This window comes from Streptomyces sp. NPDC037421, from assembly GCF_055602105.1.
The window spans coordinates 262,269-287,724 of record NZ_JBVJWV010000003.1 but is presented as its reverse complement, the minus strand read 5'-3'; the positions used below and the strand labels follow the sequence as shown (position 1 = coordinate 287,724).

General features: G+C 74.7%; 16 protein-coding genes. 9 read left to right on the top strand and 7 right to left on the bottom strand.

Annotated features, from left to right (window positions below):
• Nucleotides 1–64 precede the first annotated feature (64 nt).
• The 5 genes from ACZ7IF_RS06740 to ACZ7IF_RS06720 all read left to right on the top strand — a co-directional run bounded on the left by ACZ7IF_RS06740 (nt 65) and on the right by ACZ7IF_RS06720 (nt 8,206).
• Entirely contained in the window at nt 65–2,824 is a 2,760-nt protein-coding gene (locus ACZ7IF_RS06740; protein ID WP_470964138.1) for an ATP-binding SpoIIE family protein phosphatase, read from the top strand.
• 36 nt (nt 2,825–2,860) lie between these two features.
• A complete protein-coding gene (locus ACZ7IF_RS06735; protein ID WP_470964135.1) occupies nt 2,861–4,393 on the top strand; it encodes a sugar ABC transporter ATP-binding protein in 1,533 nt (510 codons plus the stop codon).
• Nucleotides 4,390–5,451 carry an ABC transporter permease gene (locus tag ACZ7IF_RS06730; protein WP_470964131.1) on the top strand — a complete coding sequence of 354 codons (1,062 nt, stop codon included), beginning with the start codon at nt 4,390–4,392 and terminating at the stop codon, nt 5,449–5,451. Before ACZ7IF_RS06735 ends, ACZ7IF_RS06730 begins: the two co-directional genes overlap by 4 nt.
• Nucleotides 5,452–5,483: 32 nt before the next feature.
• The gene (locus ACZ7IF_RS06725; protein WP_470964128.1) at nt 5,484–6,644 is read left to right on the top strand and encodes a substrate-binding domain-containing protein; all 1,161 of its coding nucleotides are present in this window, start codon (nt 5,484–5,486) and stop codon (nt 6,642–6,644) included.
• 134 nt (nt 6,645–6,778) lie between these two features.
• The gene (locus ACZ7IF_RS06720; protein WP_470964125.1) at nt 6,779–8,206 is read left to right on the top strand and encodes a hypothetical protein; all 1,428 of its coding nucleotides are present in this window, start codon (nt 6,779–6,781) and stop codon (nt 8,204–8,206) included.
• Nucleotides 8,207–8,239: 33 nt separating this feature from the next.
• Here ACZ7IF_RS06720 and ACZ7IF_RS06715 read toward each other — a convergent pair whose 3' ends face one another.
• From ACZ7IF_RS06715 to ACZ7IF_RS06695, 5 genes are all read right to left on the bottom strand, one after another.
• On the bottom strand, nt 8,240–9,583 hold the full coding sequence (locus tag ACZ7IF_RS06715; RefSeq protein WP_470964122.1) for a M1 family metallopeptidase: 1,344 nt from the start codon (nt 9,581–9,583) through the stop codon (nt 8,240–8,242).
• 18 nt (nt 9,584–9,601) lie between these two features.
• Entirely contained in the window at nt 9,602–13,546 is a 3,945-nt protein-coding gene (locus ACZ7IF_RS06710) for a Pls/PosA family non-ribosomal peptide synthetase (protein ID WP_470964119.1), read from the bottom strand.
• Between the two features lie 321 nt (nt 13,547–13,867).
• Entirely contained in the window at nt 13,868–14,227 is a 360-nt protein-coding gene (locus tag ACZ7IF_RS06705) for a PIN domain-containing protein (protein ID WP_470964116.1), read from the bottom strand.
• 6 nt (nt 14,228–14,233) lie between these two features.
• Nucleotides 14,234–15,661: an esterase/lipase family protein gene (locus ACZ7IF_RS06700; protein WP_470964113.1), complete on the bottom strand. Its 1,428-nt coding sequence runs from the start codon at nt 15,659–15,661 to the stop codon at nt 14,234–14,236.
• An 11-nt stretch (nt 15,662–15,672) separates the two neighbouring features.
• Nucleotides 15,673–17,862 (bottom strand): CHAT domain-containing protein, encoded by a 2,190-nt coding sequence (locus ACZ7IF_RS06695; RefSeq protein ID WP_470964110.1) that lies wholly within the window; start codon nt 17,860–17,862, stop codon nt 15,673–15,675.
• Between the two features lie 204 nt (nt 17,863–18,066).
• Between ACZ7IF_RS06695 and ACZ7IF_RS06690 the strand changes: the two genes are divergently transcribed.
• Both ACZ7IF_RS06690 and ACZ7IF_RS06685 read left to right on the top strand, forming a co-directional pair.
• The gene (locus ACZ7IF_RS06690; RefSeq protein ID WP_470964107.1) at nt 18,067–19,854 is read left to right on the top strand and encodes a hypothetical protein; all 1,788 of its coding nucleotides are present in this window, start codon (nt 18,067–18,069) and stop codon (nt 19,852–19,854) included.
• Between the two features lie 5 nt (nt 19,855–19,859).
• Entirely contained in the window at nt 19,860–20,840 is a 981-nt protein-coding gene (locus ACZ7IF_RS06685; RefSeq protein WP_470964104.1) for a hypothetical protein, read from the top strand.
• Between the two features lie 6 nt (nt 20,841–20,846).
• Here ACZ7IF_RS06685 and ACZ7IF_RS06680 read toward each other — a convergent pair whose 3' ends face one another.
• Nucleotides 20,847–21,476 carry a hypothetical protein gene (locus ACZ7IF_RS06680; protein ID WP_470964101.1) on the bottom strand — a complete coding sequence of 210 codons (630 nt, stop codon included), beginning with the start codon at nt 21,474–21,476 and terminating at the stop codon, nt 20,847–20,849.
• A 207-nt stretch (nt 21,477–21,683) separates the two neighbouring features.
• Nucleotides 21,684–24,113: a SpoIIE family protein phosphatase gene (locus ACZ7IF_RS06675; RefSeq protein WP_470964099.1), complete on the bottom strand. Its 2,430-nt coding sequence runs from the start codon at nt 24,111–24,113 to the stop codon at nt 21,684–21,686.
• 132 nt (nt 24,114–24,245) lie between these two features.
• On the opposite strand from ACZ7IF_RS06675, the gene ACZ7IF_RS06670 reads away from it, so the two are divergent.
• Entirely contained in the window at nt 24,246–24,788 is a 543-nt protein-coding gene (locus ACZ7IF_RS06670; protein ID WP_470964096.1) for a hypothetical protein, read from the top strand.
• Between the two features lies 1 nt (nt 24,789).
• The gene (locus tag ACZ7IF_RS06665) at nt 24,790–25,314 is read left to right on the top strand and encodes a hypothetical protein (RefSeq protein WP_470964093.1); all 525 of its coding nucleotides are present in this window, start codon (nt 24,790–24,792) and stop codon (nt 25,312–25,314) included.
• Nucleotides 25,315–25,456 lie beyond the last annotated feature (142 nt).

Below are 25,456 nucleotides of genomic sequence, written 5' to 3'. Positions count from 1 at the left end.
CAAAACGTGAGGAATATACTCAAAATCGGGCCATCGAGCTGCTCCGACGAGGGAAGTGGTGCACATGGGGGTCGTGGACGGCCTCACCGGCCCCGTGCAGTCCCGTGACCGGTTCCTGCACGGCGGGTCGGCCGAGTCGGTCGTGCGGAGCGTGCGCAGTCCGATCCTGAGTTCGTGGCAGCGCAGCATGCTGCTGGGACTGTCGCCGGACCAGACCGAGCTCCCGTTCACCGAGGACTTCGACGCGGAGGGTCCCGTCGTCCGTGCCGCCGCACCCGTGCTCGACCGGCTGGCGTCGCTCTTCGCCGGCAGCCGGATGAACATCTGTCTCGCCGACGGCCACGGCACCGTGCTCGCACGCCGCTTCGGCGACAGGTCCCTGCCCGGCCGGCTGCCGGCCATCCAGACCCAGCCCGGCTTCGTGTTCGCCGAGCGGGTCGCGGGGACGAACGGGATCGGCCTGACCCTCGCGGAGCGCCAGCTCGTCCAGGTCAACGGCGCCGAGCACTTCGCCGAACGCTCCCAGTCCAGCGCCTGCACGGCGGCTCCCATCCGCGACCAGCTCAGCGGGCACATCGAGGGCGTCCTGTGCCTCGGCTACCCCTACACCGACGCCGACCCGGCACTGGCCGCGGTCGTCCGCCGGGCCGCCGAGGCCATCGAACGGCGGCTGATGGAGCAGAGTTCGGCGCGCGAGCGCGGGCTGCTCCAGGCCTATCTGGAGGCCGGCAGCCGGGTCCGGGCCCACGGGGACACCCTCGACGGGCATCCGGTGACCCTGGCCGAGCTGCTGCTGAGCGAGCTGGAGCAGAGCGACCACACGACCCTCAAGGAGAAGGCCACCGAGCTGCTGTCCGGCGCGCGCCGGGCCGCCGCGGAGGTGTTCCTGTCCCACGGCCGGCGGGTCACCCTCGTCAGCCGGCCCGTGACGAGCCCGGCCGGGGTGGAGGGGATCGTCGTCGAGGCGCTGCTGCCCGACGAGGAGGAGCACCACGCCCCCGCCCCCGCGCCCCTCCACGCCCACGCCGCCCCGCCCCCGTCCGGGAGCATGCGCGCAGCTCCCGCCCCGGCCTCGGGCCCCATGGGTACCGGAGCGGTCCGGGGGCTGGTGCTGGTCGGCGAGCCGGAGGTGGGGAAGTACGCCGTCGCGGCACGCCGGCGCCTGGAGCTGCTGGCCGAGGCCAGCACCCGTATCGGCACCACGCTCGACGTGGGCCGCACCGCCCGGGAGCTGGCCGAGACCGCGGTCCCGAGGCTGGCGGACTTCGTCACCGTCGACGTGCCCGAGTCGGTGCTGCGCGGGGAGGAGTCCGGCGACCCGACGGGAGAACTGCACCGCACGGTGGTGCACGGCATCCGCGACGACTGCCCCTTCTACCCGGTCGGCGAGCGGCTGGTGCTCCGCCCGACCACGCCCCACATGCGCTGTCTGGCGACGGGGCAGCCGGTGCTGGAGCCCGAACTGAAGGCGGCCTTCGGCTGGATCGCCCAGGACCCGGAGCACGCCGAGCTGCTCCTCGCCCACAACGTCCACTCGCTGATCACCGTGCCGCTGCTCGCGCGGGGCGTCGTCCTCGGCGTCGCGTGCTTCTACCGCTCCCGCAACCCCGCCCCGTACGGGGACGACGACCGCTCCCTCGCCCAGGAACTCGCCGCCCGCGCCGCCCTGTGCATCGACAACGCCCGCCGCTACACCCGCGAGCACACCCTGGCCCTGAGCCTCCAGCGCAGCCTGCTCCCCCACGGTCTGCCCGAGCAGAGCGCCGTGGAGGTCGCCCACCGCTACCTGCCCGCCGAGTCCGGGGTGGGCGGCGACTGGTTCGACGTCATCCCGCTGTCCGGGACCCGCGTCGCGCTCCTCGTCGGCGACGTCGTCGGCCACGGACTGCACGCCGCGGCGACCATGGGCCGGCTGCGCACCGCCGCCCGCAACTTCGCCGAGCTGGAACTGGCCCCCGACGAACTGCTCACCCACCTGGACAACCTCATGGTGCGCCTGGACCGCGAGGAGGTCGGGGACGACCCGGCCCTCGGCAGCAGCGCGATCGTCGGCGCCACCTGCCTGTACGCGGTCTACGACCCGACCACCCAGCGGTGCACGATGGCCCGCGCCGGCCACCCGCCGCCCGCCCTGCTGCTGCCCGACGGCACCGTGACCTTCCCCGACCTGCCCGCCGGGCCCCCGCTGGGCCTGGGCGGTCTGCCGTTCGAGTCCGCCGAGATCCACCTCCCCGAGGACAGCCGGCTGGTCCTCTACACGGACGGCCTCATCGAGGACCGCCACCGCGACATCGACCTCGCCCTCGAAGAGCTGCACCGCACCCTGGCCAGCGACCCCGGCCGCTCCCCCGAGGACACCTGCCAGGCGGTCATGGACGCCTTGGCCCCCGAGCACCCCGCCGACGACATCGCGCTCCTGGTCGCCCGCACCCACGCCACTCCCCCGGACCGGATCGCCGCCTGGGAGCTGCCGGCCGACCCGGCCCGCGTCTGCGACGTCCGCGCCGCGGCCGTGGAGCAGCTCGGCCGGTGGGGCCTGGAGGAGTCCGCCTTCGCCACGGAGCTGCTGCTCAGCGAGCTGGTCACCAACGGGATCCGGTACGGCGGCGGCGATCCCGTCCGGGTGCGCCTGATCCACGACCGCACCCTGATCTGCGAGGTGTACGACTCCAGCAACACCGCCCCGCGCATGCGCCAGGCGGCCAACACGGACGAGGGCGGCCGGGGCCTGTTCCTCGTGGCCCAGCTCGCCCAGGCCTGGGGGACCCGCTACACGCCCGACGGAAAGGTCATATGGGCGGAATGCGCCCTGGACGCGGCGTGACCCGGTAGCGGCGGCAAGGTCATCTAGAGTCGAGGAATGAGCCCACCTCCGCGTTCCGGTGGAGAACCCCTCGTCCGCGTGCGAGGTCTGCGCAAGCGCTTCGGCGGCACCCTCGCGCTGGACTCGGTCGACCTCGACCTGTACCGCGGCAGCGTCCTGGCCCTGCTCGGCCCCAACGGCGCCGGGAAGTCCACCCTCATCAAGGTGCTCGCCGGGGTCCACCACGCCGACGCGGGTGAGGTGACCGTGACCGGCCGGCCGCTCGGTTCCCACGGGGCCGCCCGGCACATGTCCTTCATCCACCAGGACCCGGGCCTGGTCGAGTGGATGACGGTGGCCGAGAACATCGCCCTGGGCACGGGCTACCCGCGCCGCGCCGGCCTGATCTCCTGGCGGCGGACCCGGGAGCGGTGCGAGGAGGCCCTGGGCATCGTCGCCGGGCACCTCGACGCCGACGCCCGGATCGCCGACCTCGCCCCCGCGGAGCGTTCGCTGGTCGCCATCGCCCGCGCCCTGGCCGCGCGGGCCGAGGCCATCGTCCTCGACGAGCCGACCGCCACCCTGCCCGCCGCCGACTGCGCCCGGCTGTTCGGCGTACTGCACTCCCTGCGCGACCGGGGGCACGGCATCCTCTACGTCAGCCACCGGCTCGACGAGGTGTACCGGGTCGCCGACGCGTTCGCCGTCCTGCGCGACGGCCGCGTGGTGGAGCACGGCCCGCTCGCCGGGTACGGCCCCGGCCGGCTGGTACGCGCCGTCGTCGGGCACGAGCCGGCCGCGCGCCGCCCCGCCGCACCCGCGGCTCCCGCGGCCGGCCCGCCCCTGCTGCGCCTGGACGGGGTACGGACCGAGCACGCCGGACCGGTCGGCCTGGAGCTGCGCGCCGGCGAGATCCTCGGCATGGTCGGCCTGACCGGCGCCGGGCACCGGGAGCTCGGCCGTGCGCTGGCCGGCGTCCGCCCGCCGCGCGGCGGGCGGGTGCTGCTCGACGGCCGCCCGTACCGGCCGCGTACGGTCCGGGACGCCGTCGGCGCCGGTGTCGGCTTCGTGGCCGGGGACCGCCAGGCGGAGGGCTGCGCCCCGGAGCTGACGGTACGGGAGAACTTCCTGGCGAACCCGCGCGCCGCCGGTGTGCCCGCGTGGCGCTGGACCTCCCCCCGGCGCGAGCGCGCCGAGGCCGCCGCGCTGATCGACCGGTTCTCCGTACTCCCCCGGGACGGCGAGGTGCCCATCGCCACGCTGTCCGGCGGCAACCAGCAGAAGGTGATGGTCGGCCGCTGGCTGCGCGGCGGGCTGCGGCTGCTGGTCCTGGAGGAGCCGACGGCCAGTGTGGACGTGGGGGCCAAGGCGGTGGTCCACCGGCTGCTCGACGAGGCCGCCGCGTCCGGGCTGGGGGTGCTGCTCGTCTCCACCGACTTCGAGGAGGTCGCGGACCTCTGCCACCGCGCGCTGGTCTTCGTCCGGGGGGCGGTGGGCGCCGAACTCGCCGGCCGGGACCTGACCGTGGCCGAGCTGACCCGGACGGCCTCGGCCATGCCGGCCGTGACCGGAACCGCGACGGGCCCATGACCCCTTCCCCGGAACCCCGGTCCCCGCTGGAGCGGCTGCGCGGGCACCACATCGGCAGCTACGGCCTGCCGGTGCTGGCCGCCCTGCTCTTCCTGGTCTTCTCGCTCCTCCTGCCGCAGACCTTCCCCACCCGGGACAACGTCTCCGCGATCCTGTCGAACCAGGCGGTCCCGGCCGTCCTCGCGCTGGGGGCGACGATCCCCATCGCCACCGGCAGGTTCGACCTGTCCATCGGCTACGGGCTGGGCCTGGCGCACGTGATGGTGATGCGGCTCGTCGTGACGGAGGGCTGGCCCTGGCTCCCCGCCTGCCTGGTGGTGGTGTGCGGGGGCGCGGTGGCGGGTGTGCTGACCGGTGCGATCGTCGAGTTCGGGCAGATCGACTCCTTCATCGCCACCCTGGGCACCGGCAGCATGATGTACGCGGTCACCGGCTGGATCACCGGCGGCGCCCGGATCGTCCCCGGCCCGGAGGGCCTGCCGGCCGCCTTCACCGCCCTGTACGACTCCCGGTTCCTCGGGCTGCCGCTGCCGGCCTTCTACGTGCTGGCCGTCGCGGCCGTCGTGTGGGTGGTGCTGGAGCGGCTGCCGGCCGGCCGGTACCTGTACGTCATCGGCTCGAACCCGCGGGCCGCCGCCGTGCTCGGCATCCCCACCCGCGCCTACTGCGTGGCCGCCTTCGCCGGCTCGGGCCTGGTCACCGGTTTCGCCGGGGTGCTGCTCGCCGCCCAGCAGCAGACCGGCAACCCGAGCACCGGGCTGGACTACCTGCTCCCGGCCTTCGTCGGCGCCCTGCTCGGGTCCACCACGATCAGGCCGGGCCGCGCCAACGCCCTCGGCACCGTCGTGGCCGTCGCCGTGCTCGCCGTCGGGCTCGCCGGGATCGGCCAGCTCGGGGCCCAGTTCTGGGCCACCGCGCTGTTCAACGGCGGGACCCTGCTCATCGCCGTCGGCCTGGCCGGCTACGCCGCCCGCCGCCGGCTGCGGGCCGGTGCCGCCGCCTCCCGTCGGCCGCCCGGCCGAGAGCCGCCCGCACCGGCCCAGGCCGGCCCGTCGTAGCAGTTCGTACGCGCACCCACGCCAGGAGCACCGTGTTCCCGAAGCACCCGAACCCGAGAACGCCCCTCACCACCGCGGCCCTGCTCGCGGCGGCCGCCGCCCTCCTGGCCGGCTGCGGCGGCGGCCCGCCGTCCGGCAACGGGCCGTCGAAGGCCGGCTGTCCCGGGACCCTCCCCCGGGCCGAGGCCGCCGTCCGGCGGGCCGAGACCGCCGACGCCTCCTGGAACGGGCCGGCCGCCGGGCCGGCGGCCGTTCCCGGCAAGAGCATCGTGTACGTCGCCCAGACGATGACCAACCCGGGCGTCGCGGGAGTCGCCAAGGGCGTCGAGGAGGCGGCGAAGGCCATCGGCTGGCAGGTCCGGGTGATCGACGGGGACGGCACCCCGGCCGGCATCCAGGCGGCGCTCAGCCAGGCGGTCACCCTGAAGCCCTCGGGCATCGTCATCGGCGGGTTCGACCCCCGCCAGGCCTCGCGGCAGATGGCGGCGGCCGGCGCCTCGGGCATCCCGGTGGTCGGCTGGCACGCGGTGGACTCCCCCGGGCCCAGCCGGGACCCCGCGCTCTTCACCAACGTGACCACCAGGGTGGAGGACGTGGCGAGGATCAGCGCGGACTGGATCATCGCCCGGTCCGGGGGTGACGCCGGGGTCGTCCTGTTCACCGACGACTCGATCCCCTTCGCCCGGAACAAGGCCGACCTGATCGAGCGGGAGCTGGCCACCTGTTCCGGCGTACGGCTCCTGACGTACGAGAACATCCCGATCCCGGACGCGAGCAGCCGCACCCCGCAGGCGGTCTCCTCCCTGCTCGCCCGCTTCGGGAAGGACTGGACCCACTCGGTCGCCATCAACGACCTGTACTTCGCCGACGCGGCCCCGGCCCTGCGGGCGGCCGGACGCCCGGGCTCGGGGCCGCCGCTGAACATCGGCGCGGGCGACGGCGACCCCTCCGCCTTCCAGCGCGTCAACAGCGGGCAGTTCCAGGCGGCCACCGTCCCCGAGCCGCTGTCCCAGCAGGGCTGGCAGATCGTGGACGAGTTCAACCGCGCCTTCGCCGGGCAGCCCGCCAGCGGCTACGTCGCCCCCGTCCACATCGCCACGGCCGGCAACAGCCGGGGCGCCACCTCCTGGGACCCGCCGGGTTACCGCGAGGCGTACCGGAGGATCTGGCAGGCCGGAGAGGCCCATGAGTGAAGCTTCAACCACCTTGCTCCACAGGAGAGTTGACCGTCACCCGATATGACCGGCGCCGTGCGCGCGTGGCATGATCAACCTTCACGTTACCTACCAGTAACGGCACTTCCCCCCAATTCGAAGGTCACACCCACGTGCGTACGCTCGCCAGACGCCTCCTGCTGCCCGGCCTGACCGCCCTCGCGCTCACCACCGCCGGCTGCTCCTCCCCGGCCCCCGTGAACACGGCCGGACCGGGCAGCCCCGCGGCCCTCCCCTCCGCCTCCGACGGCACGCAGCGGCTCGACGTGGACGCCGCTCCCCAAGGGGCGGGCGCCCCCTCGGCCATCGCCCGCACGCGCGGCGGCCAGGGCCCCGAGAAGGCCCCGCTGAAGGTCGCCTCCTACGACAAGGCCAGCGGACGCGCCGTCATATCCGCGGCCCCGCAGGGCGGCGGCGCCTCACCGAAGCGCTCCGCCGCACCCTCCGCCGGCCCGTCCTCCGGCTCCTCCTCCGCGGCCGCCAAGCCCGTCGCGGTGGGCGACGTCATCGCCAGCGCCCCGGCGCCCGGCGCCCCGGACGGCCTCCTCGCGAAGGTCACCGAGGTCGTCGGCAAGACCGACCGCGGCACCGAGGTGAAGACCGCTCCGGCGACGCTGGCCGCCGCGCTCGGCGACGACAAGGCCGACGGCAAGGTCCCCGTCGACCCGGCCTCGGTGGTCGTCGAGCCCCTGATGAAGGGCGTCACCTTCTCCTGGGCCAAGGGCCAGGGCGTCAAGTCCGGGCCCCAGGGCGCCAAGCTGCCCCTGGGCAACCTGCGGCTCGACGTGGACGCCGCCGTGGACACCGCCAAGGACGCCCCCGCGTCGGCCGGCGCCTCGGTGTCCGGCTTCGTACAGCTCGCCCCCCAGGTCGAGTTCTCCTACGACGGCAGCAAGGGCGGCGGCCACGGCCCCGACGCGGCCTTCCTCGGCATGAGCGGCGACTGGTCCTCCCAGTGGGCGCTGAAGGGCCGCGCCGCCGCGAGCACGGGCGCGCCCCAGCGGATCCCGTTCGCCAAGCTGCGCAGCAACCCCGTCCTCCAGGTCGGCCCGGTCCCCGTCGTCGTCAACCTCGAACTGACCTGCTACGTACAGGTGGAGGCCGACGGCAAGGTCACCCTCGACGTCCAGCAGGACGTCAAGGGCGACTTCCGCGTCGGCGGCAGCTACGCGACGGGCAAGGGCTGGACCCCGGTCAGCACCTCGGCCGTGCACAGCACCCCGGTGAAGGCGGCCGTCAGCGCCGCCGGCCGGGTCAAGGGCGCCCTCGGCGCCGAGGCCTCCGTGGGCCTGTACGGGGCCGTCGGCGTCACCGCCGACTTCGCCCCCTACCTGCGCGGCGAGGCCGACGCCTCGGCGAGCGCGTCCACCGACGGGAAGACCTCGGCCAACGGCTCCTGGGCGCTGTACGGCGGCTTCGACCTGAGCGGGCAGCTCCAGCTCCAGCTGTCCGTGTTCGGCACGCCGGTCGTCGAGCGGCGCGTCCCGCTGGGCGCCCTGCACCGCGAGTGGCCCCTGGTGAGCGGCCGCGCCGGGCAGTGACGCACCCGCCCGGCCGGGCTCCGCGCAGTCCGGTCAGGCTGCGGGGCCCGCGCCGGGCGCCGGGGGCAGCGGGGGCAGGGCCGGCCCGTGCAGCCAGGCCGCGAACAGGCCGTCCAGCGGCCCGGCGGCATATCCCGCCGCGTGGGCGGTGAAGGCGGCCGTGGTCACCACCCCGTGCCGGTGCAGGGCCGCCCAGTCGCGGACCATGCGGAAGAACGCCCCGTCGCCCAGGGCGCAGCGGACGGCGTGGACGGCGAGGCCGCCCCGCTGGTAGAGGCGGTCGTCGAACATCAGCCTGCGGCCCGGGTCGGCCAGCCGCAGGTCCTGCGGCAGCGAGGCCAGCAGCCGGTGCGCGGCGGCCGCGTGGTCGTGCGCGGTACGGCCTCCGGAGCGCTCCGACCAGAGCCATTCGGCGTACTTGGCGAAGCCCTCGTTGAGCCAGATGTGGCGCCAGTCGGCGATGCCCACGCTGTTGCCGAACCACTGGTGGGCCAGCTCGTGGGCGACGAGCCGCTCGGAGCCGCGCGCGCCGTCCACGTGGTTCGTGCCGAACAGGGACAGCCCCTGGGCCTCCACGGGGACGTCCAGCTCCTCGTCGGCCACGACCACCGCGTACTCGCCGAAGGGATAGGGGCCGAAGAGCTCCTCGAAGAGCCGCATCATGGCGGGCTGCCGGGCGAAGTCCCGGGAGAAGCGCGGCAGCACGTGGGCGGGCACGTGGGCGGTCTGCGGCACCCCGACGGGGCCCGGGTCGCCGAGCAGCACCGTCTGGTACTGGCCGATGGCCAGGCCGACCAGGTAGCTGGGGGTGGGCGCGGACTGCTCGTACACCCAGGTGGTGGTGCTGGCCCTGGTGGTCCGGGTGAGCAGGCGGCCGACGGCGGCCACGGTGTAGGCGGACGGGGTGTTCAGGGAGATGTGGTAGGCGGCCTTGTCCGCGGGCCGGTCGTTGCACGGGTACCAGGAGGGCGCGCCGACGGGCTGGCTGGCCACCAGCGCCCCGTCGGTCAGCTCCTCCCAGCCGAGGCCGCCCCAGGGGCTGCGCACCGGTCTGGGGTTGCCCGCCCAGTGCACCTCGACGGTGAAGGCGGCACCGGGGTGCAGGGCCTTGGCCGGCCGGATGCGGAGCCGGCCGGCCCGGTGGGTGTAGTGCGGGGCGCGGCCGTCCACCAGGACCCGGCCGATCCGGAAGGCCGCCAGGTTGAGGTGGAACTCGGCCAGCGGGGCCGGCCCGGCGATGGCGCTGAGCCGGGCGGTGCCGGCCAGCCGGTTGGGGCCGGGCCGGTATTCCAGCGCGAGTTCGTAGCGGTGCACCCGGTACCGGGGGTCGCCGTTGTCCGGGAAGTACGGGTCCGCCGCCGCGCTCTGGCCACTCATCGCCGGTTCCGCTCCCCGCTACCGCCACGCCTCGATCGGATTGCCCAGCCAGCGGGTGTCGGCGGGGACGGACTCCCCGGCCATCACGAGGGAGGCGGGACCCAGGGTGCTGCGTGCCCCGACCGTGCTCCCGGGCAGGACGATTCCGCCCGGGCCCAGGGTGGCGCCCTCGCGGAGGACCACAGTATCCGTCCGCAAGATCCGGTCGTGGAAGAGGTGCGTCTGCAACACGCAGCCCCGGTTGACGCTGACCGCGTCGCCGAGGGTCACCAGGTCCGTCTCGGGCAGCCAGTAGCTCTCGCACCACACGCCCCGGCCGATGCGGGCCCCGAGCCCGCGCAGCCACAGGACCAGCAGCGGGGTTCCGGGGACGGATCCGGCGAGCCAGGGCACGGCCAGGACCTCCACGAAGGTGTCGGCCAGTTCGTTGCGCCAGACGAAGCCGCTCCACAGCGGGTGTTCCGCCCGCCGGTGCCGGCCGACCAGCAGCCACTTGGCCGCCACGGTGACGGCGCAGGCGGCCGCGCCCGCGGTGAGCAGGACCGCTCCGGACAGCAGGGCGGCGCCCGGGACCCCCAGCGCGTCCCTCGCGCCCAGTGCGCACAGCGCGGCCAGGGTGAGGACGGCCAGGGCGGCGGAGCAGAAGACGGGCAGGAGCCGGCACGCCTCGACCAGGCCGCGCGCCCACAGCAGCCGGGCGGGCGGGTCGTACGTGCGGCTGCCGTCGGCGGCCGCGGCGGACCGGGGCAGCCGCACCGGCGGCAGGCCCAGGTACGAGCTGCCCTTCTTGGCCTTCTTCGGGGTGGCGGACAGTACGCCGACCAGCCCGCCGTCCGGCACGCTGCGGCCGGGCGCGGTCATCCCGGAGTTGCCGAGGAAGGCCCGGCGGCCGATCTCGGAGCGGCCGATCCGCATCCAGCCGCCGCCTCGTTCGCAGGGGGCGGTCAGGGTGTCGTCGGCGAGGAACGCCCCGTCGCCCACGGTGGTCAGGCTCGGGAGGGCGAGCACGGTGGACACCTCGGCGCCCCGTCCGACGCGCATGCCGAGCAGCCTCAGCCACACCGGGGTGACCAGGCCGGCGTACAGCGGGAAGAGGGTGCCCCGGGCCAGGTCCATCAGCTGGACGACGGCCCAGGCCTGCCAGCCGACGCGGCTGTGGGTGGGATGGTTGCCGGTGCGCAGCCCGAGGCTGAGCAGGCGTACGGCGGCCAGTACGAGCAGCGCGTACGCCAGGGCGAAGGCGAGCGCGCCGGGCACGACGGCGAGCAGCGCCCCGCGCAGGGCCTCGGCGGGTCCGGCTCCGGCGGGCACGAACCGGCCGGCGACGAGCAGGGCGGGGAGGGCGGCGAGCAGCGGCAGGGCCGTGAGGCAGAAGCCGGTGGCCCCGTACATGGCCCGCCAGTGGAGGGCTCGCGGCGGGCGTTCCCCGGGCCAGTTGTGCTTGGCCCGGCCGAGCCTGACGGCGGGGGCGCCGCCCCAGCGCTGGCCGGTCGGGACCTGTCCGGCCACGGCGGAGCCCGGTGCCACCTCGGCCCGCTTGCCGACGCGCGCGCCGGGGAAGAGCATGCTGCGGGTGCCGACGACGGCGCCCGCGCCGATCCGGACCGGGCCGATCTCCAGGCGGTCGCCGTCCAGCCAGTGGCCGCTGAGGTCCACCTCCGATTCCACGGCGCAGCCGCGGCCGAGCCTGAGCATGCCGGTGACCGGGGGCAGGGAGTGCAGGTCCACGTCGGGGCCCACGCGGGCGCCGAGGGCGCGGGCGTAGCGCTGGAGCCAGGGGCCGGTGAGGGAGGTGGCACCGGAGCACTCGGCGAGCCGTTCGGCCGTCCACAGCCGCAGGTGCACGCTGCCGCCGCGCGGGTGGCGGCCGGCCGGTACCCCGCGCAGCAGCAGGCGGGCGCCTCCGGCGGCGATGGCGAGGCGGCCGGGCGGGCTGAACAGCACGGCCGCGCCGACGGCGACGTACCACCAGGACGCGGTGGGCGCCCACGGGTACGGTCCGAGGCGGTGCAGCAGGTTGCCGAGGGCCAGCAGGGCGACCGTCCAGCGCAGGCCGACGAGGGTGAACAGCGGCAGCAGCAGGAGGCACTGGGCGGCCTTGGCGCGCGCCGGGACCGGCGCGACGGTGCGGGCGGCCCCCTCTTCGCGTACGGACCGCTCCAGCCGCCGGGCCAGTTTCCGCAGCGTCGGGTTCTGGTAGACGTCGAGGACGGCCACCCCGGGGTAGCGGGTGCGCAGCCGGGTGGTGAGCTGCGCGGCGGCGAGGCTGTTGCCGCCGGTGGCGAAGAAGTCGTCGCCGGCGCCGCTCACGGGCACGCCCAGGGTCTCGCTCCACTGTTCGGCGAGCCAGGCCTCGGTGCCGTGGAGCGGCTCGGCGGGTCCGGCGGTCTCCAGGCCGGGCAGGGGCCAGGGCAGTGCGTCGCGGTCGACCTTGCCGGAGGTGCGGGTGGGCAGGGCGTCGACCTGCGCGAGCAGCGGCACGAGGGCGGCGGGCAGCGCGGCGCGCAGCCGTTCGACGGCGGCGCTGCGGTCCCAGCCGTCCTGGGTGACGAGGTAGCCGACGAGCAGCTGGTTGCCGCCGCGGGCGGTGCGTACGGCGGCGGCCGCGCCGGCGACGCCGGGCAGGGCCTGGAGCGCGGCGTCGACCTCGCCGAGTTCGATCCGCCGGCCGCCGAGTTTGACCTGCTCGTCGGCGCGGCCGAGGAAGACCAGGCCCTCCGGTTCGGCGCGGACCAGGTCGCCGCTGCGGTAGGCGCGCGGCCAGCCGAGGGATTCCAGCGGGGCGTACTTCTCGGCGTCCTTGGCGGGGTCGAGGTAGCGGGCGAGGCCGACGCCGCCGATGACGAGCTCGCCGCTGCCGCCCATGGGGACGGGCTCGCCGCACGCGTCGACCACGGCCAGTTCCCACCCGGCGAGCGGGAGGCCGATCCTGATGGGCTCCCGGCCGGTCAGCGGGCAGGCGCAGGCGACGACGGTGGCCTCGGTGGGGCCGTACGTGTTCCAGACCTCGCGGCCCTCGGTGACCAGGCGCGCGGCCAGTTCGGGCGGGCAGGCCTCGCCGCCGAAGATCAGCAGCCGGACCTCGTCGAGGGCGGCGGGCTCCCAGAGCGCGGCCAGGGTGGGCACGGTGGAGACCACGGTGATCTCCTGCTCCACCAGCCAGGGGCCGAGGTCCGCGCCGCTGCGGACCCGGTGGCGGGGTACGGGGACGAGGCAGGCGCCGTGGCGCCATGCGAGCCACATCTCCTCGCAGGAGGCGTCGAAGGCGACGGAGAGTCCGGCCATGACCCGGTCCCCGGGGCCGATCGGCTCGTCGGCGAGGAACAGGGCGGCCTCGGCGTCGACGAAGGCGGCGGCGCTGCGGTGGCTCACGGCGACGCCCTTGGGCCGGCCGGTGGAGCCGGAGGTGAAGATGATCCACGCGTCGTCCCCGGGGCCCGGCCGGGCGGCGGGCGCGGGGGCGCCCGCGGGGGCGGGGCGGGCGGTGGGTTCGATGCGCCGGCCGGGGCCCAGGACCGCCCGTACGCCGGCTTCGCCGAAGACCAGCCGGGCCCGCTCGTCGGGGTCCTCGGCGTCGACCGGTACGTAGGCGGCGCCCGCGGCGAGGACTGCGAGGACGGCCACGTACAGCTCGTTGGTGCCGGAGGGGACGCGTACGCCGACCCGGTCGCCGTGTCCCACTCCGGCGGCAGCGAGGGCGCGCCGGCGGCGTTCGACCCGGGCGGCCAGGGCCCGGTAGGTGAGCCGGGAGGTGCCGTCGTCGAGGGCGGGTTCGTCGGGGTGGGCCCGTACGGTGGCCTCGAAGACGTCGAGGAGGGTACGGGCCGGGGCGGCGGGCCCGGCGGAGAACCGGGCGGACTTGCCGGGCTCCCCGGATGGCTCCCCTTCGTCGGGCACCGGCTCGTCGGGCAGGGCCCCGTCGGCCGTCAGGGTGAGTTCACCGCGTTCGGGTGTGGCTGCCATAGGCCCTCGCGTCTCGCTCCCGGACACGTCCGGGGTGCCGGTGGAGCCCGGGTCTGCCCGGGTTGTTCCGGTCCGGCGGAGAACAACCCACCAGCCTAGTTCGCCGTCGGGGATTTTCCCGTCGAAGCCCCGGGGCGTGGCCGGAAGGTGTACCTCTCCAAGGGCTGTCCCGTAATCCCCGGTGGATCAGCGCACGGCGTCGGATGCGGTGCATCGCAAGGCGGAGGGGCGCCCCCGTACTGGGCGTATTCGGGCGTTCCGACAACGCGGCGAGGTGCCGTAGCCGGCGTCGTGCGCCCGCCGGGGATTACGGGACAGCCCTTAGGACGGTCGCACCGTGCGGGGGCCGGCGCACTGGGCTCCGTGGGCCTTCACCCGTTCGCGCAGCGCGCGGTCGGCGGTGACCACCACGCAGGGACGGCCGGTGTGGGCGGCGGCGAGTTCCACGATGCGGTCGTCGCCGCTGCCGGGCGCGGAGTCGACCCGGACGCCGGGTACGGACGCGATGCCGCGGGCCGCTCCCTCGACGACGAGGATGACCTCCTCGCCGGTGTCCCGTTCCGCGAGCCGGTCGCGCAGCCGCTCGGCGGCGCCCTTGCGGTCGCGCCACCATCCGTCGGGCACGGAGCCCACGACGTTCGCCGCGTCGACGATGAGGACGGAGGTGAGGGGTTCGGTCACGTTCCGTCATTCTGCCACGGTCGTCTCCGGGGGCGCGACGACGAAGACGTCGGACAGCGGTGAGGTGTCCGCGCTGGCGCTGATCAGCAGGTCGTAGGTGTCGGGGGGCAGGACGCCGAGGTCGAACCGCTGCCGTTCGCGCGGGACCGTGACGTCACGGTCGACGACCGGCAGGCCGGTGGTCCGGCTGGTCACCGTGAGCAGGGCCGGGATCTCGGGCAGTGCGCTCTCGCTCAGTGAGCTGTCGGCCCCGATCTCGCAGACCACCGGTTCTCCGTCGAGGTAGAGGTCGTCGCCGAGGTAGCTGAACCAGCAGGTCACCATGGAGCGCAGGTCTCCGATGTGGATGTCGTGCAGGGACTGGAGGATGCCCTTCATGTGGTTGAGCATGGCCTCGTGGTTCTGCAGGCTGCCGTGCTTCTGCGGGACGAAGGTGCGGGCCTCCTCGCAGCCGGAAAGGGCGGCGGAGAGCTGGGGCACCGTGCCGTCGCCGCCTTCGTCCACGTCCCCGCGGACCATCAGCGTCTCGACCTTGTCCCCGATGATCCTGGCCGACTGCCGGGTGGGCTGGTCCGTGCCGACGATCGGGTAGTAGACGACCTGGCTGGACTCCCACGCGGGGTTCTTCCGGTTGGCGTCGGCCGCGTCCTCCATCTCCTTGTGGAAGTCGGTGAGGTGGCTGCTCCACTGCGGCTGCCAGCCGGGGAGCCCGGCCTTGGCGGGGATGGCCGCCTGGCCGTCCGGCCCGTACACGCACCGGTAGACGGGGACGAGCTGGTGCAGGCCCGTGAAGGAGCGCAGGAGCCGGGTGAGGTCGTGTTCGAAGGGGCCGATGCGCTTGTGGAAGCCGTTGCAGAGGAACTCGACGGCGTTGAGGGAGCCGTAGTACGGGGTTCCGAAGGTCACGACGGCCCGGGTGTCCTTCCAGCCTCCGAGCACCTCGACGAAGTAGCGGGACACGAGGCCGCCCATCGAATGCCCGACCAGCACGAGCTGGGCCGCGGAGTTGCCGCTCTTCTCGCGCCAGGCGGACAGCCATCTCCCGCTCCGCTCGGCCAGCTGCCGGGCGGCGGCCCGGTTGTCGCGCCGCCAGTCGTACGGGAAGGGGAAGTAGTTCTCGCCCGGTGTCAGTTCGAACCTGTCCAGCAGGAACTTCTCGGTCGCCGTGTAGCCGTCGATCTTCCACAGGCCGGGCAGGGTGTGGAGGTCGGGCACCAGCCGCGTGGCGACGATTCCGTCATCGAGGTCGTCCTCGTTCCAGTCGTCCTGGCCGTCGCGCAGCTCCAGCTCCTCCAGGGAGCGGCCCAGGCTCATCAGGGCGCCCATGACCGCCGAGGCCGAGGGGGCCCACACGTCCTTCCCGTTCCGCGCCAGCACGCTGCCGGTGATGCCGGGGAGCAGTACGACGACGTCGGGCATCGGGATCTTGCCCATGAGCTGGCCTCCTAGCCCTTTTGCGGTTCGGACGGGATCTCGGGTGGGACGAAGGGGTCGGATGCGTTCCCGTAGTGCTGGTAGGCGGCCCAGGAGCTCCACCGCTGCCGGTCCTGCCCGCCGTCCTGCCACTCGTTCTCGCCGCGCCCCTCGTAGAGCTTCTTGCGCGCGGAGCGGACGGCGGCCCCCACCGTCTGGGGGTCCTCGGCGGGGCCGATCGTGAACAGGTGCCGGTAGAACTCCTTGGCGAAGGAGACGCCCTGCTCGTCGGGGATCCGCCAGGCCGCCCCGATGTAGTGGCCGACGCCGATGCGCAGGAACTCGTCGGCGAGGCTGGGTACGAGCGCGGCCTGCGGGTTCCCCCAGGGACTCTGGTCGGCCGTACCGGGCGCTTCGGCGGCGCCGAGCCGGGCCGTGTAGCAGGCGTTGGCCACGACGATCAGCGGAGGCCGCTCCAGGAGGGCCAGTTCCTGCGCGGTCAGCAGGCCGTCGGCGAAGACCCAGCCCGAGCGCCGCCCCGTGCCGGAGAGGTCGTAGGCGCTGTGGCCGCAGTAGTGGACGATGTCGTTGCGCCCGCACAGCAGGGACCGCCAGACGTCCAGCCGCCTCGCGGGCTCCACGCCCGGCTGCCGGGTGGAGTTCGGTGCGCCGACGAAGAGGCTGACGACGACCCCCAGGGCCCTGAGCTGGGTGGCCACGGCGAGGGCCTCCTCGCGGGCGCCCGGCAGCTGGAAGCCCTTCTCCGGGTCGCCGGGGTCGCCGATCACCAGGGCGTGCAGCGGTCCGACGGCCGCTCCCTCGGTCATCACGCGCGAGTAGGGGGTCCTCAGTTGCCGGGACAGCTGGGTGCGGATCGCCAGGGGATCGCTCCGGCCGTCGCCGGTCGACGGGCCCTCGGTGAGGAACTCCCAGGGTACGGAGGCCGTGTCCCGGTCCAGTTCGAGCAGCACGGTGGCGTCGTCGGAGATCAGCCGCTGGAACTCTCCCGGCACGAAGCGGGAAAGGAGGCCGGACAGCCCGTGTGCGTCGTCCACGGTCGGTTCCATCAGCCGGTTCACGAGCTCGCGCAGCAGGTCCGTGTCCACCGGGACGACCCGTTCCGGTACGGTCGCCCGCCCCGTGAGCGCTGCCCAGCTGAGGCCGCCGACGCGCGACTGGACGGACATCCGCAAGGGCAGGGAGCCGTCCTGGGGCTCCGCCGGGCCGCTGAACTTCAGGGTCAGGTCGGTGCGTTCCACGTCGGCGAGACGGGTCAGCTGCTCGTGGACCTGCTCGCGGATGCCGGGATCGAAGCCGGCCAGCACGGTGCGCAGGGCCTCTTCCCGGGCGGCCGCCTCCGGGCCGCCCTGCGGGCCGTCGCCGCCGTCGGGGGCCGGGTCCGCCGGGCGGGCGAGTCCGGACAGGGCCTTCAGGGCGTAGACGGCGGCCGAGGGCGCGAACAGCCGGCCGCCTCTCTCTTCTCGCAGGTCCGCACCGATCCGCAACTGCGACTGCGACTGCGACTGCGACTGCGACTGCGACTGCGTCAGGTTCGCGGCGGCGTTGGTCAGCGCGAGCAGGAGCTGTTCGGCGCGCAGCCGGTCGACCTCCACGACGAGTACCTCGGTGAGCCGGGGCACGGGCGCCGTCGTTGGCACTACGGCCGCGAGGGCGGCGGCGAAGCCCCGGACGAGGGCCCGGGCCGCTCCGTTGACGGTGAGGTTGCCCACGCCCGCGCCGATGAGGACGGTCGCCATGGTCTCCACGTGGCCGATGCCGATGGCTTCGCCCAGCAGGGAGGTGTACATCTGCATGGCCCGGTGTTCGTTGAGCGTGCCCATCGGGCCCATGCCGACGACGGCGGCCACCCGGATCGGGCCCTCCTTGCACGGGAAGTAGGTGACCTCGCCGAGCTGGGCATCGATCCAGCCGAGCCGGGTGTGCTCCGTGATCAGCGGGCGGGGTCCGTCGGATATGGCACGGTCCAGGGTGAGTTCCGCCGCGGAGGGCACCACGGACTGGTAGTGCCCGGTGACGTGCAGATCGGCGGCGACCTCCACGAGGTCGCCCCAGACCACGGTGATGTTGACGATTGGACCATCGGCGCGGGGCTGTGGAGCGGGAGCCGGGGCCTGGGCGGGATTGCGGGCGGGCCGCCGGTTGGCGGGCGTCGTCACGCCTTCCAGCAGGTCCTCGATGCGAGCGGCGGGGGTGCTCACCACGACGCTCCTCCTTCGAGTCGCCCGAGCTTCGCGTACCGGGTGCGCCGCACCTGTCCCCCCAGAGGATTATCCCACCGATTCCGCGCGGGGCCCTGCGCGGGCGGATGCGCCGGCCCGCTCGCCCGAACGTGGGGAGTGCGCGGCCCGGCGGGGCGCGCCGACCGGGGACGCGTACGCGGTGCCCCGATGGTGGGGTGCGGGCCCGTGCGCGCACCGCGCACCGCGACCGTGTGGCGAAGGGAGGCCGTTCTGGACGGCCCTGGGCCGGACGCCCCGGACAAGAACCCCGCCGACCGTGCGCCCCGGTCCCCCGGGCCCGCGGACGGCGGCTCCGGCAATCCGCCGTGGGGGCTGGCCCTGCTCGCCCTCGCCACCACGCTGCTCTCGGCGCTGCTGGGTCCGCTGCTCCAGCTGCTCGGGGTCAAGTCCAGCCCCGTGGCGGCCGTTCTCGTCCTGTTCGCGGTGCTGGTCGGCGGGGTCGTCGCCGTCAGGAAGGCGTTCAAGGACCGGCCCGGGATGTCGCGCCGCGCGCGCCGGCTGTCCGTCGCGGGCCTGGCCGTCTTCCTGCTCGCCTGCACCGCGCTGGTGGTCGTCTTCCGGCCCGGCCCGGCGCGGCCGGTGCTGGCCCGGCTGCCGGGGACCCAGGACGTGGCCGTGGTCGGCTTCCAGGGAGTCGGCCCGGGCCAGGACCAGCGGGTGCTGGACGACGTGTCGGAGGCCTTCACCGCCGCCCTGTCGCAGGACCGGCTGCCCGAGGGCAGCACGGCGCGCGACTACGCCCGGATCACCGCGCCTCCGCTGGGGGTGCTCGCGGGCACCGGGCGGGACCGCCGGAAGCTGGACGACTGGACGGCCCGCTTCGTCGACGAGACCAACGCCGGGATCGTCGTCGCAGGCCTGGTCAGCACCGACTCCGGCGGGCAGATCGGGCTGCGGCCCGCCGTGTACGTACGGGCCGCGCAGGTGCTGGACGCGCCCGAACTCGCCGGGTGGTACCTGAGCGGCCCGATCCGGCTCGACCAGGACTGGGGCTCCGACGCGGGCCGCAGGCACGTGATCGCCGAACTGGCGCGCCGTACGCACGGACTGGCCGGCTTCACGCATGCCCTCGACCTCTGGCGGGCCGGCCGGGTCGCCGACGCCAAGCGCGAGCTGGACCGGCTGCTGCCGCCGGCCGCGGGCGGCGAACGCGACGACGGCTCGGAGTTCGTGACGGCCGACCTGGTGCGCCTCTTCCGCGGACACTCCCTGGAGCAGATCGCCTCCGGGCTCCCGGCGGCCGGGCGCGCACCGTACTTCGAGGCGGCCCGCGCCGACTACCGGGCCATCGCCCCGGACGGCCCGATCGGCCTGCGCGCCCGGCTCAGCCTCGCGGGTACGCGGTACCAGCTGGCACTAGGGCCGAAGCCGAGCTGCCGCCCGGGCACGGTGGACGCCGGGGCGCTGGCCGCCGCCTCCGCCGAGCTGCGCGCGCTGGCGGACGACGGGGCCTTCTCCGAGACCGGCCGGCTGCGGGCGTCGGTGAACCTGGCCCAGGTGGAGCAGTGCCGGCTGACGGCGGGGCTCGTCGGGGACGACGGGACGATCGGGCGGGCCCTGGAACGCGTCCGCTCCGCCGAGGGGGGCGGTGACGCGGTCGGGGAGCTGCGGCTGCTGGCCACCTCCATCGCGGCGACGTACTCCTACGGGCGCGGGGACCTGGCGGGTGCCGTGGCCACCATGAAGGAGGCGGTCGCCAAGGAGCGCGGCTTCGCCCGGCGCGGACTGTGGCAGGCGATCGCGGCCGGCTGGGAGTTCCAGCTCGGCGAGCTGACGGCGGGCTGCGCGGACCTGCGGGACGCGCTCGGCCAGCTCGGCGACGCCCGGGCCAAGGGGGAGATCACCGCTCAGCGGTACGAGGAAGCAGTCAACGCCCTCCGGCAAGGGGCCGCGGCCGCCGGGGCGCCGTGCTCCGGGGCCGCGCCCAGCGGCCGGCCGTCGAAAGGAACGTGAACCACGTGAGGCCACGCATGCTGCTCCCGGGCGTCGTCGTGCTGGGCTGGCTGCTCGCCGGCTGCGGCTCGACCTCGCCCTCCGGCACCTCGGACGGTGCCACCGACGTGCCCGCTCCCCGGGTCACCACCAGCCGGGCCTCCGACCCGACCACCGCCGGCCCGACCACCGCCGGCCCGACCACCGCCGCGCCGGTCCCCTCGACGGCCGGGCCCAGGCCCACCGACCCGGCCACGGACGTGCTGCTGGCGCAGCAGATCACGGTCCTCGCGGCCGGTGACGGAGCCGTCCCGGACTGCGCCGCCGATCTGGGACGGATCCCGGGGGCCGGCCAGGCGCCCGCGGTGTGGATCGGGAACATCGCCGGCCGGGACCGGGTGCTCACGCCGGACGAGGTGGCGCTGTGCCTGAGCGGTTTCGCGCCCGGCGAGCCGGTCGAGGTGACCGTCACGGCCGGCGGCAAGCAGTACTCGACCACGGCGCGGCCCGGCTCCCCCGGACTCACCTCCACCGCGCTCGAACCGTCCGGCTCGCTGTTCGACGACCGCGAGCTCACGGTGCACGACCTGGGCAACGGTGTGCTGCAGAGCGAGAAGTGGTGGTTCGTGCCGCCCGAGACGGCCCGCGAGGACCTCGCCGCTTCGGGCGAGCTCACGGTCCAGGCGACCCAGGGCGCGCTGTCCGCCCGGCACGTCCACCCGGTCGAACTTCCGGACCGGCCCGATCGCCTGACGGTGGACCAGGGAAGCCACCGCATCCTCGTCCACGGCTTCCAGCCCGGCATGCGGCTGCCCGTGGGCCTGTACACCGTCGACCCTTCCTCGCAGAACGCCTCCCTGGTCCGCCAGATCGGCACCGTGGTGATGCCCCGGTCGAGGACGGCCGTGTTCACCGTCCCCGACGCGGTCGTCCAGGAGACCGGCGGCCAGGGCGTGTACTGCGTCACCGTACCGCTGGACAAGCAGTACAACTGCCCTGCGCCGTAGGCTGGTTCAGCGGTAGCGGGCGGAGGCGGCGGCGAAGGGGGTGGCGTGCGCCGGCGCCGTGGCGAGGAGGGCCACCCAGGAGCCGTCGGTGAACTCGATGTCCATCCGCCCCTTCTGCAGGACGCCCGTCGGGTTGGCCCGTACGGCGGCCACCGCCGAGCGGGGCACCTCCCAGTAGTGCTTCATCAGCGGCGCCGACTGCCACAGCGGCGAGACGTCGCTGAGCCCGAACCAGCGCCGGTCGGTGAGGACCAGTACGCAGGCGTTGGAACGGCGTACGTTGGCGCGGCTGATGACGAAGTGTCCGGCCGCGCTCTGCCAGCCGCCTTCCATGTTCTTGCCGTGCATCAGGCGCGTGCCGAGCTCGTCCAGCGCGTCGGGCATGCGGTCGATCGCGTCCGCCACGGCGGCCGGCCGAGACCGCCGCGGGTCGAGCACGCGGGACTTGGCGATCTGGCGCAGCTGGCGGGGCAGCCGGGCCTCGATCCTCCGCTGGAGGTCGGAGGGGTCCGGGGGCGCGAGCATCGACTCGGGAGGGGTGGGCACCCCCGGCCCGAGTCCGTGGGAACAGGCGGCTATGAGGTGCTCCCCCGGCTGGAGGAACTGCCGGGCCTGTTGGCGCCTCTCCTCGTTCAACGGGCGTGCTCCTGTCCTTCTTCGGTGGTCATGTGCGGTGCAGGGAATTCTCCCCCATCACCCGGCTTTCATGATCATCGGGGGTGCGCCCCCGGCGGCGGCTCGGGCCGGGCAGCGGCGCGTACCCGGAGGAGCGTCCTTGGGGACAGCCCTCGGGGGCGCCCGGCCGCCCCGCAGCCCGATAGGCCGGCGGCCCCGCGGGGCGGGTCAGGACGGGTCCGGGACACTGATGTCGAGGACGCAGATGTCGTCGCGGTTCCCCGGCCGCAGTGCCGCGAGGGAGCGGGCGAGGGTCTCGCCGCGGCCCTCCCGGAGCAGCCGCAGGACCGTCCCGGCCAGTCGGTCGAGGCCCTCTTCGATGTCCTCGCCGGGCTCCTCGACCAGGCCGTCCGTGTAGAGCAGGAGGTGGTCCCCCGGCAGCAGGTCGATCACGTCCTGGCCGTACGCGGCCTCGAACCCGGCCCCCAGCAGGCTGCCCTCGGGCTGCGGCAGGAAGCCGGCCTCGCCGCCCCGGACCAGCAGGGGCGGCAGGTGTCCGGCCCGCACCCAGGTCAGCCGGTGGTCCCAGGGCTGGTATCGGCCCATCACCATGGTGGCCGTCGGCCCGTACGGGTCCCCCGCCGTGTGCATGAGGAGGGTGTTCAGCAGGCGCAGGACGTCCGGGAGGGGAGAGCCGGTGACGGCCATGCCCTTGGTGGTGAACCGCAGCTGGGCCATGGTGCCCACGGCGCCGAGGCCGTGTCCGGCGACGTCACCGACGACGAACAGGGCGCTCTTGTCCGGGAGTTCGATCGCCGAGTACCAGTCGCCGCCGACGTTGATCCCGCTGTCGGCCGCGACGTAGGCGACGTCCACGCACAGGCCGGCCAGCTCCAGCGACTGCTGGGCGATGGGCAGCAGGGTGTCCTGGAGGCGGGCGGCGAGGGCCCGTTCGGCCGTCAGCATGCCGCGCTGGACCAGGTTGGCGCGTTCGCTGTCGAGCAGGGCCTGTTCCGTGGCCCGCTGCGCCGTCAGGTCCTGGAAGAAGCCGTGCACCTCGATCGGGCTGCCGTCCGCGTCCGTCTGCCCCTCCGCCACGATCCGCAGGTGCCGTACGCCGTGGCCGGTGTTGATCCGGAACGCCTGGTCGATCGCCCGGCCGTCGGCCAGCAGCCGCCGCACCGCCGCGGCCAGCCGCGGCAGGTCTTCCGCCAAGAGGTGCGCGGGCAGCTCCTCCAGCCGCACCGGGCCCAGCTCCGGATCCCGGTCGAAGATCGCGTAGACCTGGTCGGACCAGGTGATGGTGTCCGTCACCAGGTTCCAGCTCGCCCAGCCCAGGTTCCCCAGCCGTTGCATGTCGGCCAGCCGGCGGGCCTCCCGCTCGCTCGTGTCGTGCCGGACCCACGACACCACCAGCCGCCGGCCCAGCCTGGTCGCGCGCACGGAGTACACGGACTGCTGCTGCACCCCGGAGGTGACCTCCTCGTAGACGAACGGCTCGCCCTCGTACACCGCCCCCGTGGTCAGCGTGTCCAGGTAGCCGTCCCACAACGCGGTGCCCGCCACCGTCGGATAGGTCTCCAGGATCCGCCGCCCGACGAGCTCCTTGCCGCGCCGCCCCGCCACGTCCAGCGACTCGGGCGCCGCCGCCTCGATCCGGTAGTCCTCGACCTCTCCCGAGGGGGAGTGCAGCGGCGTCAGCAGGACCGCCGGTCCGGAGATCGCGTCCAGGACCGACTGGATGGCGGCCACGTCCTCGTCCAGCGGGTCGAGCCCGTGCGGGCCCCGGTCCTCGCGCAGGAGCCCGCCGCAGAGCCGGACGGCCCTCCTCAACAGGGTCCGGGTACGGGCGTCGAAGGGGCCCGGCAGGGTGCGGAAGATCCCGACGACGGCCGTCACGGGTCCGGTGCCGGGCACGGGGAGCCAGGCCCGCGAGGGCCACCGCCCGGGAGGATCCCCGATCAGCAGGTACCGCTCGGTGTCCCGGTCGGGGTCCTCCAGCCACACGGCCTCCCCGGATGCGACGGCCTCCAGCGCGGCGACCCCGCTGAGCGGCGGGATGTGGCTCCACTGCTCGGCCGTCGCCTCTCCGGCACCGGCGTGGCCCACCAGCTCCAGGCTGCCGGCGGGGGCCACGGTGTAGATCATCACCGCGTCCACCTCCTCCGGCTCGCCGAGCTCCGAGCGCAGCAGCTCCGCGATCTCTTCGGGGGTCCGGACGCCGGCCAGCTCCCGGGCCAGGCGGGCGAGGAGCTGCCGGTTCGCGGCGGGGCGTCCCGCATCGATGACGAACCGGCCCGTACGGCAGGCCGAGACGTCCGCCCCCGGCGCCACCGGGGGCGGATCCGCCCGGCCCGGCCCGGCCGGCGGCGGCGCGGCGGGGCCGCGGCCCGTGCGGCCCAGGGTGATCCAGCATTCCTCCAGGACGCTGCGCCGGTGCTGGGCGGCGCGGTCGACCAGCAGCTGGTAGGCGGCGTCCGCCGGGACGCCGGCCTGGGCCATCACCATGCCCTTGGCCCGTTCGAGGACGGCCGTCATCGAGGCCGTGCCCTCCAGGTCCACGACCTCGGCACGCAGTCTGGCCACGACCTTCGCCAGCGCGAGCACCTCGGGGGCCGCGCCGTCACCGGCTTCGGGTAGCACGGACTCGCCCTCCATACGTCGAGCATCCCATGCGAGAGCGGCGCCGGCCGTGCGCTGCGGCCGGTGCCGTTCCATGCCGGGTTTGTCCGGCACGAGGGTGGGCAGCCGCGACCATACAGGCGAAAGGCCCCGGGACGGAGGCCCAGGATGTCCACAAGCACACTCATAGCCGTCATCGCCGTCGGGGTGGTCGTGGTGATCGCCCTCGCCGCCATCATGTGGCTGCTGGCGCGGCGGCGCCACCTGCGCGACCGCTTCGGGCCGGAATACGAGCGCACGGTCCAGGACGAGGGCGGCACGCTGGCCGCCGAGCGCGAGCTGCGCGCCCGTGAGGCGCGCCACGACGAGCTCGACATCAAGGAACTGCCCGCCGACCGGCGGCGCCAGTACACCGAGGAGTGGACCGGCGTGCAGGAGCACTTCGTGGACCGCCCGGCGGGCGCCGTCGACGAGGCCGACGACCTCGTCTCCCGGCTGATGCGGGAACGCGGCTACCCCACCGAGGGGTACCGGGGGACGGTGCGCGACCTGTCGGTCGAACACGGCCGCACGCTGGAGCACTACCGCGCGGCGCACGACGTCAGGGCACGGAGCGTGAACGGCCGGGCCACGACGGAGGAGCTGCGCGGCGCGATGGTGCACTACCGCGCTCTGTTCGAGGAACTGCTCACGGACCAGAGGAGCCGGTGACATGCAGACGCACGATGAGAACACCAACGCCGGACGCACCCCCCTGACCACGGAGGACCTGGCGCGTCCGGAAGGCGCCGACGGGCGCGGCGCGCCGGTCTACCCGGGCGAGGCGTCCGGGGACCAGGCCGGGGAAACCCTCTCCGGCCCGGACGACGAGGCCCGCGCGCAGGAGTCCCCGGAGGAATTCTCCGAGCCCTCCGAGCCCTCCGAGCCCGCGGAGCCTTCCGAGTCCGCGGAGCCGGAGACCGGCGACGGGCAGCCGCTGCTCGCCGCCGGGGACGCCGAGCGGTACCGCACGCAATGGTCCGAGATCCAGGGCCGCTTCGTCGACGACCCCAAGGACGCCGTCACCTCGGCGGACGCCCTCGTGGCCGAGGTGATGCAGGACCTCGCCGGGACCTTCGCCGCGCACAAGCAGGACCTGGAGGGCCAGTGGCAGCGCGGGGACCGCGTACCCACGGAGGAGCTGCGGATGGCGCTCCAGCACTACCGGTCGTTCTTCAACCGGCTGCTCAGGACCTGAGTCCCGCCCGGGCAGCCGTACGGAGGGGGGGGGGGGGGGGGGGGGGCGCTCCCCCTCCCCCCCCCCCGGCTGCTCCCGAGCGCAAACGACGGCCCCCGACTTCATCCTGCTTGGGGGGGTAGGTGAGCCGGCTGGCAAGCTC

Coding starts and splice junctions, on each gene's coding strand:
- ACZ7IF_RS06740 (WP_470964138.1), top strand. CDS start 65: ATGGGGGTCGTGGACGGCCTCACCGGCCCCGTGCAGTCCCGTGACCGG.
- ACZ7IF_RS06735 (WP_470964135.1), top strand. CDS start 2,861: ATGAGCCCACCTCCGCGTTCCGGTGGAGAACCCCTCGTCCGCGTGCGA.
- ACZ7IF_RS06730 (WP_470964131.1), top strand. CDS start 4,390: ATGACCCCTTCCCCGGAACCCCGGTCCCCGCTGGAGCGGCTGCGCGGG.
- ACZ7IF_RS06715 (WP_470964122.1), bottom strand. CDS start 9,583: ATGAGTGGCCAGAGCGCGGCGGCGGACCCGTACTTCCCGGACAACGGC.
- ACZ7IF_RS06710 (WP_470964119.1), bottom strand. CDS start 13,546: ATGGCAGCCACACCCGAACGCGGTGAACTCACCCTGACGGCCGACGGG.
- ACZ7IF_RS06700 (WP_470964113.1), bottom strand. CDS start 15,661: ATGGGCAAGATCCCGATGCCCGACGTCGTCGTACTGCTCCCCGGCATC.
- ACZ7IF_RS06675 (WP_470964099.1), bottom strand. CDS start 24,113: ATGGAGGGCGAGTCCGTGCTACCCGAAGCCGGTGACGGCGCGGCCCCC.
- ACZ7IF_RS06670 (WP_470964096.1), top strand. CDS start 24,246: ATGTCCACAAGCACACTCATAGCCGTCATCGCCGTCGGGGTGGTCGTG.
- ACZ7IF_RS06665 (WP_470964093.1), top strand. CDS start 24,790: ATGCAGACGCACGATGAGAACACCAACGCCGGACGCACCCCCCTGACC.